The sequence below is a fragment of the Paenibacillus shenyangensis genome (genome assembly GCF_000346635.1).
Taxonomy (GTDB): Bacteria; Bacillota; Bacilli; order Paenibacillales; family Paenibacillaceae; genus Saccharibacillus; species Saccharibacillus dauci.
Genome location: NZ_AOIG01000015.1, coordinates 69,049 through 79,808, shown reverse-complemented (window position 1 = coordinate 79,808; position 10,760 = coordinate 69,049). Strand labels below are relative to the sequence as shown.

The 10,760-nt window shown below is 49.3% G+C and carries 8 protein-coding genes; all 8 read right to left on the bottom strand.

Annotation, left to right across the window (positions count from 1 at the left end; translation table 11 throughout):
• Window positions 1-6 precede the first annotated feature (6 nt).
• Window positions 7-405, bottom strand: a complete 399-nt coding sequence (locus tag H065_RS0112935; protein ID WP_026136206.1) for a 3-hydroxyacyl-ACP dehydratase FabZ family protein — start codon at window positions 403-405, stop codon at window positions 7-9.
• 20 nt (window positions 406-425) lie between these two features.
• On the bottom strand, window positions 426-1,667 hold the full coding sequence (fabF, locus tag H065_RS0112930; RefSeq protein WP_026136205.1) for a beta-ketoacyl-ACP synthase II: 1,242 nt from the start codon (window positions 1,665-1,667) through the stop codon (window positions 426-428).
• 29 nt (window positions 1,668-1,696) lie between these two features.
• Window positions 1,697-3,400 (bottom strand): thiamine pyrophosphate-binding protein, encoded by a 1,704-nt coding sequence (locus tag H065_RS0112925; protein ID WP_017813490.1) that lies wholly within the window; start codon window positions 3,398-3,400, stop codon window positions 1,697-1,699.
• Window positions 3,397-4,620: an aldehyde dehydrogenase family protein gene (locus tag H065_RS0112920; protein ID WP_017813489.1), complete on the bottom strand. Its 1,224-nt coding sequence runs from the start codon at window positions 4,618-4,620 to the stop codon at window positions 3,397-3,399. Before H065_RS0112920 ends, H065_RS0112925 begins: the two co-directional genes overlap by 4 nt.
• Before the next feature lie 120 nt (window positions 4,621-4,740).
• Window positions 4,741-6,225: a class I adenylate-forming enzyme family protein gene (locus H065_RS0112915; RefSeq protein WP_017813488.1), complete on the bottom strand. Its 1,485-nt coding sequence runs from the start codon at window positions 6,223-6,225 to the stop codon at window positions 4,741-4,743.
• A gap of 12 nt (window positions 6,226-6,237) precedes the next feature.
• The gene (gene fabI / locus H065_RS0112910; RefSeq protein ID WP_017813487.1) at window positions 6,238-7,011 is read right to left on the bottom strand and encodes an enoyl-ACP reductase FabI; all 774 of its coding nucleotides are present in this window, start codon (window positions 7,009-7,011) and stop codon (window positions 6,238-6,240) included.
• Window positions 7,012-7,947: 936 nt separating this feature from the next.
• Entirely contained in the window at window positions 7,948-9,555 is a 1,608-nt protein-coding gene (locus tag H065_RS0112905) for a UDP-glucose--hexose-1-phosphate uridylyltransferase (RefSeq protein ID WP_017813486.1), read from the bottom strand.
• Window positions 9,548-10,540 carry a UDP-glucose 4-epimerase GalE gene (gene galE / locus H065_RS0112900; protein ID WP_017813485.1) on the bottom strand — a complete coding sequence of 331 codons (993 nt, stop codon included), beginning with the start codon at window positions 10,538-10,540 and terminating at the stop codon, window positions 9,548-9,550. The genes H065_RS0112905 and galE overlap by 8 nt, the downstream gene beginning before the upstream one ends.
• Window positions 10,541-10,760: the final 220 nt, after the last annotated feature.

Genomic DNA, 10,760 nt, shown 5'->3' with positions numbered 1-10,760 from the left:
ATGGTCTTAACGCTTCAGATCGTAGGACACGATCTCATCCGCTTCGAGGATAATTCGTTCTCCTATAGAAGCTGTTCCTTTGCCAAGTACATAACCTTTGCGGCGGCGAAGCACTTCCACATATAGATCAATACGATCTCCGGCAGCAGCCTGCCCATGGACACGCACTCCTTTTAATGTGGTCAAAAAGGAAATACCTGCTTCGTCAATCGTGGCAAAAGCCAGCAGCTGTGCCAGTGCTTCCACAATGAGTGTAGACGGCATATAAGGCTGGGTTTCACTGATATACCATTCGTTCCAGCTGACCAGCTTGTACCCCCTGGCCCAGCCGGATGTCTCGTAGCCGGATACCTCATCAATCATCAGAAATGGATAGCGGTGAGGAAGTACGTCAGGAATATGAATCTTGGTCAAATCCAAAGGAGTTACTCTCCCTTCCATTTGCGTACAGCGATGCATACGTTATGTCCACCAAAACCAAAAGAGTTGCTGATGGCTGCATTAACTTCCCTTTCCTGGCTTACATTCGGTACAAAATTCAGTTCCTTATCATCCGGATCGTCACAGTTGAGCGTTGGCGGAACGGTACTGTGCAGCATACTTTGCACGGTAGCGATCAGTTCTACCGCTCCTGCACCGCCCATTAGATGACCGGTCATCGACTTGATCGAAGAGATCGCCAGATTCGGTGCATGTTCGCCGAATACTTTGCGTAAGGCGTTTACTTCCATCTGATCGTTAAAAGGAGTACTGGTTCCGTGTGCATTCACATAATTCACATCTTCCGGCTGAAGTCCGCCATCTTGCAGAGCCAATCGGATCGCATCGGCTGCGCCTTCGCCGCTCAGATCCGGAGCTGTAATATGATAGGCATCGGTTGTACAACCATAGCCGACTACTTCTGCCAGAATAGTCGCATTCCGCTTGAGTGCATGTTCCAGTTCTTCCAGAATCACTACGCCGGCTCCCCCGCCGATGACGAACCCGTCACGCGCCGAGTCAAATGGACGACTGGCCTGCTGCGGTTCTTCATTGCGTCTGGACAGCGCATGAATATTGGCAAATCCCGCCAGATCAAGCTGGCTAAAGTTCGCTTCTGCGCCTCCGGCAATTACTGCATCGGCAGTACCGTACTGGATCGTGCGCAGCGCTTCACCGATAGAATTACTGCCGGTTGCACATGCCGTAACCACTCCAAACGAAGGACCCTTGGCGCCAAAAGCAATCGCAACTTCACCCGGTGCCGAATTAATCATCATGGCTGTTACAAAATGAGGGGACACCCGCTTGGGACCGATCTCGGTCAGCTTGCGATAATTCTCTTCCACCACATCCAGACCCCCTGCTCCCGAGCCGATAACAACACCGATACGGGACGCATTTTCTTCATTGATGACCAGACCGGACTGCTTCATCGCCTGATGGGCAGCAGCCAATGCAAACTGGGTGAATTGTGCAATTTTGTTGGCTTCTTTTTTGCTCATATATTCTAGGGGATCGAAGTCCTTGACCTGAGCTCCAATCTTGGTCGGGATATCGGATACATCAAAATGATCTACCAGACCTACTCCACTGCGACCTTCAACCAGTGATTTCCAGAAGTCTTCGGTATTCAGTCCAACCGGTGTGATTACACCTTGACCGGTCACCACTACACGCCTTTTCAATAGGTTCACGTCCTTTATTGTTGTTGAGATTATTTCGTAACTGCCGACCGTTCCGGCAGCGGGAAGTCTCCATATACATGGCGGATTTTCTCATGGATATCCGTCAGCGTGACCTGAACATCGACGATGACCAAGCGGCCTTCGCGATAGGATTCCCAGGCTGCAGCCAGCTGCTGTTCCGCTTCTTCGCGGCTGCGAATGACCCGGTTATCCACAAATTCGTGAGTAATACTGCTCACATCCAACTGCTCCTGACCGGATACGAATGGATAGGAACCATTCAGTGTAGAAGATTGATAGCCCAGCTGATTCTGCAGCCATCCGTATCCGCCATTGTTAAGTACCAGATACAGTGCAGGAATACGGTATTCCGCTGCTGTGATCAGATCCGAGCGGAACAGGTTGAACGCACCATCTCCCACCAGTGCTACTACCGGACGCTGCCCGGCTACTGCGGCTCCAAGCGCTGCCGCGGCTCCGAATCCGAGACTTGTCTGATCACTCGGTACAATCGACCATGCCTGCTTGCCAAAAGCAAAATAGGGGTAGAAATATGACCACATATCCTGCAGCCCATTCTCCTGTACCAGCACCAGTTCTTCGCCGCACTCGTTATTGATCATCTTCAGCAGCTCCGGTACATGCAAGCCAGGTTCTGCAGCGATTTCGATCATTGCAGCTTCCCGGCGTTCTACGGCTGCCGCTTTGCAATCGGCAATCCGCTGTACCCAGTCCGAATCTGCCGGACGAAGCGGCTGCTCCAGCCAGTGATCCAGGACGGCATATCCATCACCCAGCAGCTTGAGTCCTTTGTACTGATGCGCCAGATCATTCAGCTCCATATTGACCTGAATCAAAGGCTTCTGCTCCAGCCACGATTCCCATTCAAAAGTTGCTGTCTCTTCCAAGCGACTGCCCAGCGCAATGACCAGATCGGCTTCTTCCCATAGCGCCCGGCAGCTGACATCCGTGTACAATCCGGCGACTCCGCCGAACAGCGGATGATACTCATCCACTGTTCCGCGACCTGACGCCGTTGCAAATATGACAGCTCCATATCTGGAAGCCAGCTGTTCCAATCGACTGCCGTCTCCATTTTTCATGCCACCACCGGTGAGAATAAGCGGACGACGTGCATTTCGCAGCAGTATATCTGCTGCTTCCAGCTGATCACGTCCTGGCAGTACACTCAGTCGTTCCAGTGGAGCAAAAGGCTCTTGTACCGGTGACAGTTGATCAACCAGCTGCTCTGGCAGTTCGATATACACTGGACCGGGAGCGCCATTGACTGCCATAAAGGCAGCTCTTTCGAGCGCCCATTGCAGCCGCTCACCATGCTCAACCCGGTAAGCCCATTTGACCAGTGGCTTCACCATTGACATCTGATCAGCTTCCTGAAAAGAACGTGTTCCCAGCTTGTCTCCACCGGTTCCGAGCGCCAACAACAGCAGCGGAACGCTCAGGTTCTGCGCTTCCAGCAGACCGGTCAGCGTATTGCTGAGCGCCGGTCCTTTCCCTACCACACAGACGGCGAGACGACTGGTAGCCAGTGAATATCCGGAAGCCATAAATACCGCATTGCGCTGATCCTTGCAGATGACAAATTCCATGTCGGCTTTGGATAACGGCTCCAGAATTTTCAGATCATCACTGGGCAGTCCGAACAGATGCTTCACACCCACAGATTCCAGATAGCGTACGACGATATCCCAGGCAGGTAGTGAAGCGGTCATACCAGAGTCCTCTTGTCCTGCAGGTACTCTGCAACAACTGCCGAGATCAGGATCGGTTTGGAGACCAGATTGTTATTGTGGAAAATATAGTTGGACATGGTTCCATAGCCGCCGAATGCCTTGTTCCCCTGATCCACATCTTCCAGTGTTTCGTTGATCGTCAGCGTATGCTTGCGGCGCAAAATATCACTCAGATGCTCGGAGCCATACAGGCTGCAGCCCATCGCCCGCTCGCTGAAGTAGCTGGAAGAGATACGCTGAATCAGTTGTTCATCATCCCGATAACTCACTACGTTAAACACTGGCGAGAAATACTCGATAATGTCGAGGTTTTCATCCAGCGTGCTGTACAGAACCGTTGGATCCATCTTTTTGGTACGGAAATCAATCCCGCCACCATATACGATAAACTGATCATGCGTATTGAAATATTCGGATACGCTATACAGCGTGTCTTTGTAGAAAATAGGCGTATAGTGTGCATCCGGGTCCTGATTGTGTCCATAGGTCAATCCCTGCACACGCTCGATCAGCAAATTCTTGAATGTATCTGCAACTTCCTGATGAACGAGAATAATATCGGGTCCGAGGCAATCCTGACCGGAGTTGAACAGACGCATACGGATCACATCGGTTACTGCCAGTGCCAGATCCGCATCCGGACCGATAATGAATGGATTGATTCCCTGACCGAAGAAAATATACAGCTGCTCTTTGCGCAATTGTTTTTTGATCTGTTCTGCATTGGAGTATCCACCAGTGAAAACAACGATATCAGCCGGTTTGACATATTCATTTACGAATACTTTCTGGCTGACCTTCTGATGATGGATAGGCAGACCATGTACCGCCTGCAGCTTCTCATGCAGCAGACCTACATTTTCAGCCACATAAGAAGCCGGGCGGAACGCAATCTCGTTTACATACAGCGAAGGAATCAGCAGATACAGCGCATAGGAGTATAGAATAACGTTCGAAGGCATAAATACCGCCATCGACTGCTGCCAGCCCGGCTTGTTGTTGCGCACTTCTTCCAGTGCCCCCTGCAGTGTCATGATCGTAGAATCAATCTCGGCATTCGCAGCACGATACGACGAGATTTGTGACAGGATATCCAGTACTTCCTGACGTTGTGTCATCAGATAATTCAGGCATTTCAGTACCGCTCCGTGCCTTTCCAACAACAACAAATCCTCCGTCAGCTTCTGGTCCATACTCATTATTAATCATCCCTTCTCTCTTGAATTGGTTCTGATCTTTCGTCGTTTTCTTGTTTAAAACCGAAGAAAGGTCAGTATAAAAACTACAAATTGTAGTTTATTAAATCGTTGTTATCTGCTTCACACTACTGTTTCGGCGGATTTACGCACACTACGCTCTGTAGTTTTGGTTATAGCAAGTTTCTCTAATTCCAGCCGGTCTACCTTACCGTTACGATTCAGTGGAAATCCTGGCAGTGGAATCAGCAGATCCGGATACATATAGGTCGGCAGAATCTGGTTCATTTCCCTGCGCAGTTCGGCGAGCGTCAGAACAGCTTCGTCTTCCACAAAGGTGATCAGCAGACTGCCTTTGAGTTCATCTTCCAGTGCGATAACGCATGAGCGACAGCCCAGCAGACTGATTCGGCTCTCGATATAGGCAGGCGAGACCAGGTAGCCCATCCGGTTTACCGTTTTGCCTGTGCGTCCGACAACATGAAGATTGCCATTATCGGTAAATCCCATATCACCGGTGCGGAACCAGCCGTTAATAATGGCTGCTTCGGTCAGATCCGGGCGATGGAGATAGCCTTCCATACAACCGGGCGTCTGTATCCATACTTCACCGATCTCCTGATCGGGTAGTAGATTCCCCTGATTATCCAGTACCCGAACTTCAATACCAGGCAGCGGAGCACCGCAGCCATGCGGATTACCGGGCGTTCCAAGGGTTACATTTCCCAGTTCCGACAATCCGTAGCCATTGAGCAGCGGCTTGTGGAACAAAGCATCAAACTTTTCTTCAAGGTCTCTCGTCAGAGGAGATCCGCCCACGCACCACATCCGAACCGGAGCATGTTGCAGGGCTTCCAGCTGTCTTGGTTTACGGGCTAACATGCGTAACAAGGTGTAATAAGCAGAGGGGTTGGCATCTACGATTGTAGCTCGTTCACGAGTAATATTGGTAATCACGCTCCGTAGATTCTGTGGGTTACATACGATGAGGGAGCAGGCAGTTAACCACCATGAGAAGATTAATGAAATTCCATAAAAATGGGAATACGGCACAACCGGCAGCATACAGTCCGAAGATTGATAGCCCATCGCCCGAATCGAATGTACGATATTTTCCATAAACAGCTGTCCCGATTTGACAATGCCTTTGGGCTTGCCGGTGGTGCCTGATGAATACAGAATCAGTGCATCACGCCGGGCACACCAGGCATCCAGCGAAAGGGTCTCCTGTGGAGACTGGATTGCCATTCGATGCGACACCGCCACACTCTCTGCCAACTCGGAGAGCAGCACAGTTTCCAATCCTGGCAGCTGCGGATCGATATCCGCAAGCAGCAGATCCGATTCGGTCTCGCCATGAATATACAGCAGCTCATCCAGACCAATCTGCGGATCAACGACAACTATCGATACAGCGTGATGACACAGGCCAAACAACGCAGCGATAAACAAGTACGAGTTGGCGGATTTCAGAATGACCCTGCTGTCTGAGGATAATCCTCGGAGCGACAATAACCGGCTAATCCCGGTTGCATCCTGTTCGAGCTGTTCCCGACTCGATCTGCCGTCCACTGAAATAATCTGACATTTCATCTGTGCGGTCAGCAAAAGGGCTCCTCCTTACATTCCAGTAATATGATAACCGGCATCCACATGGATCACTTCGCCCGTAATACCGCGGGACCAGTCCGACATCAGGAAAGCGGCAGTATCTCCGACTTCGGCCGTATCTACCGTTTTGCGCAGCGGCGTAGTTTCTTCGATTTTTTTGAGCATGCCGTTAAAATCCTTGATTCCGTAGGCAGCCAGTGTACGAATAGGACCTGCAGAAATCGCATTGACGCGGATACCATGCATACCCAGATCATTGGCCAGATAACGTACTGAAGCTTCCAGCGTGGCTTTGGCTACGCCCATTACATTGTAGTTCTGGATAGCACGCTCTGCGCCGATATAGGTCATGGTCATGATACTGCCGCCTTCGGTCATCAGCGGATAAATACGGCGGGCTACAGCAACCAGCGAATAGGCACTGATTTCCTGCGCCAGACCGAACCCTTCACGCGATGTATCCACATAGTTCCCATCTAGATCTTCCGGACGTGCATAAGCGATACTATGAACATATCCATGCAGTACACCTATATGTTCAGACAAATAAGCGGCCAGCTGATCGATCTCCGATTCGTTTTGCACATCACAGGGCAGCAAAACAGCTCCGGGAATAGACTCTACCAGCTTCTCAACACGGCTCTTCACGCGTTCATTCTCGTATGTAAAAACGAGCCGTGCATCCTGTTCAGCGAGCGATTGGGCAATCCCCCAGGCAATGCTGCGGTTATTGGCCACCCCCATAATCAAGATATTTTTATTTGCCAGCAATTTTAATCCCATACTCTCTCCTTTTTTAAATTTTGATAGTTAAAATAAAAAAAATAATAATGTGTATCGAACTTACAAGGCTACCTTAATACATCCAGAGAGAGCTGTAAATACGTTTTTCGAAAATTTAACAAAAAATAACTCAAAAATAACAATTATTGTATATATGTTAATTAATCCTATTTAAAAAGAGCATCACGAAAAGCACCATATTCGTCGTTTTGCAAAAGACGCTGGTGACTCTTACATCTGGCTGACTCCCAAGAATCCTCAAAGATTATGCAGCGGATACGCTTTTAAGTATGCATTCCTTTTCCCCTCAAATTGTGCTTGGGTCGCTGGAACAAAAGCGCAGCGTTATACCATTATGTACCACAACCCTCTAAAGCTACCGCTGCTGTATAGAGTCATTTATCCTCTTAGTTACCAGATCAATAACAGAGACAGGCATCCTGTTTTCGAAATACAGAGTTTAGGTATAGTGTTTTGTGTAGGCTCTTTTCATTTGGGAAGATTTGGTATGTTTTCTTGTATTATAACCACCACTTATTACCAGTTTCAACTTCACTTCCTTATTTTCCTATCCTTCCCGATTCTTAACATTCAGCTTACAGAAATTGCGTACTGCAGCAGGTCGCAACGATATCCACCTGTTTTTCGGTTTTTGTGACATACTGCCATAATTCGATATTTGTACGTATTTAAGTACAGATGAAGAAGAGTCTATTTTATATATGGATTGCCTGCTATCATCCAGCTTGATAATCGGGATATTGCAGAAGCATCCCTGTTGTACGATCTATCTTGTTACCTGCGTATTCTTTATAAAATTACATCAAAAAAAGACGACCCTTTGTATACAAAGGAATCGTCTTTGGTCATCATATAAAAAAACAGAGACAGTGTTAACAGAATGTACCCGTCAGGTTAACGCGGTTTAATATAATATTATTTTAAGCGATATCCCAGATGTGTCATAAAGCGTGCAAACCCTTCACGACCGGCAGCATCTTTTTTGTATACGCCGGCATGCTCCAGAATATGGGCAAATTTGCGACCCACTTCGTCCTGTACAGCCAGAGTCGCCTGATCATGTTCCAGCTCGGTTCCATACTGATCGACCATCACTTCAATCCATGGTCCATGCAGAGCCAGCTGATGATCCGGCTGCGCACGTACCGCTTCAAGCAGGGCAGCATCGCCAGTCAGAATGGAAGCGATCAGATCGAGTTCTTCTTTTAGGCGGCCCGGCAGAATCGCCAGACCCATGACCTCGATCAGGCCAATATTCTCCCGCTTGATATGATGCATCTCCGGATGTGGATGGAAAATGCCATCGGGATATTGCTCACTCGTCCTATTATTGCGCAGCACCAGATCCATCTCGTACTGCTCGCCCTGGCGGCGTACAATCGGTGTAACCGTGTTATGACGCACAGGTACACCATCCGGACCTTCCGATGAAGCCAGAATATCTACCTGTTCATCGCTGTACACTTTCCATTGTTCATAGATATCATTCGCCGCTTCCAGCAGCTGCGAGTCATTATAGGCACGCAGACGCACGACGCTCATCGGCCAGTTCACCAGTTCGAGTGTCAGTCCTTCACGAGCCGGATGCTGATAGACCTGCTCGACAGCTGCCTTTTCGATCGGGAATGTATGACGACCACCCTGGAAATGATCATGGGTCAGAATCGAACCGCCCACGATCGGCAGATCGGCATTGGAGCCGAGGAAGTAATGCGGGAACTCATCCACAAAATCAAGCAGACGGCGGAACGTCTGACTGGTAAGCTGCATCGGTACATGATCATGATGGAACACGATACAATGCTCGTTATAATACACATATGGCGAATACTGCAGGAACCAGGATTCCCCGCTAAGCTGCAGCGGAATAACACGCAGATTCTGACGAGCCGGATGGTTGATCCGTCCGGCATAACCAACATTCTCCCGGCACAGCAGGCATTTCGGATAGGATGGCGGCGGCATCAGCTTAGCCTGTGCGATTTCGGCCGAGCTTTTCTCCGGCTTGGACAGATTGATTGTCATCTCCAGATCGCCGTAGCCTGTCGGCTGCTTCCAGTATACATTTTTGGAGATACGATCCATACGAATATAGTTGGAATTGATCGACAGCTGATAGAACTGGTCTGTCGCTGCTTCAATCCCCTCCCGGTCCAGCGTATCGTAAAAGTCAGCCGTTACTTCCGACGGGCGTGCCATCAGCAGCCCCATAATCTCGGCATCCATCAGATCCCGGTACGTATCGGTATTCTCCTGCAGCTGCCCGATGCTATGTGCATAATCGATCAGTGTATCGATCATGATCTGCGGCTCTGCAGCTGCTTGCCCTTCATTTACCATACTCAAGATCGCCACATTGGGATTATATGGCTCATCAAACTGGAACTTGCTTAGCAGCAGATTACGGCTATAATCCAGGTCGGCTATTTTGATCATTTGCTTGGCAAACGCGAACTTGATCAGTTCATCGATAGCCAGCAATGCGCTGTTTTGTTCGGTTGTACGCTCGGTCATATTATTCATGGTTACCATATCCCTGTGGATGAGATTCATGCCACTGCCATGCGCTGGCAATGATATCTTCCAGTTGATCGCGTGAAGGCTTCCAGCCGAGCACGCTGCGTGCTTTGTCCGAAGAAGCGACCAGTACGGCAGGATCGCCGCTGCGGCGTGGTTCATAGTTCGTCGGGATATCGCGTCCGGTTACTTTTTTGGCTGTTTCAATAACCTGTTTTACAGAGAAGCCGAGTCCGTTACCCAGATTGAATACATTACTGCCGCCACCGGCTCCCAGATACTCTACCGCTTTGACATGCGCATCCGCCAGATCGCTGACATGGATATAGTCGCGGATACATGTGCCATCTTCTGTCGGATAATCGTCGCCGAAGACGGATATATGTTCACGCTGACCCAGTGCTGTCTGCAGTACCAGTGGTACCAGATGAGATTCCGGACGGTGGTCTTCACCGATTTTGCCGCTGGCATGTGCACCTGCTGCATTAAAGTAGCGCAGGGCTACATAGCGAATATCGTGTACTTTGTCGAACCAGGCCATCATGCGCTCCATAACCAGCTTGGTCTCGCCGTACACATTGGCAGGCTCAGTGCGGTCACTTTCTTCGATCGGCACTTTTTCCGGTTCGCCATAGGTAGCAGCTGTGGAAGAGAAGACGATATTTTTGACGCCGGCTTTTTGCATTTCTTCCAGCAGACACATTGCGCCGTACACATTGTTATCATAATACTTGGATGGATTCTGCATGCTCTCGCCGACGAGCGAGCTGGCTGCAAAGTGGATTACCGCCGTGATGTTGTTCTCACTGAAAATGCGGGCCAGCAGTTCCTTGTCGCGCAGATCGCCTTCGTATAATTTGCCTCCGAGCAGGGCTTCACGATGACCTGTCATCAGATTATCAATTACCACTACCTCTTCGCCGCGTTCCAAAAGGTCCGCTACCGTATGCGATCCAATATATCCTGCGCCACCTGTTACCAAAATAGCCATGTTTTCTTCCTCCTGTCAGTCCTTCCGCCATAAGATCTGTCTGTTCCGAATACATCGGTTTTCATAATGTACCGGTCAGTCCGTATGGCGGATGGCTGTTATTATAATTAAATTGCTCTATGCGCTCCTGATGTTCTGTTCGCATCTATTGTTATATTATACCGTCTGAATTTTAACTTTGGATGAATTATGAATGAGACGTTGTTGCTTCGATTACATT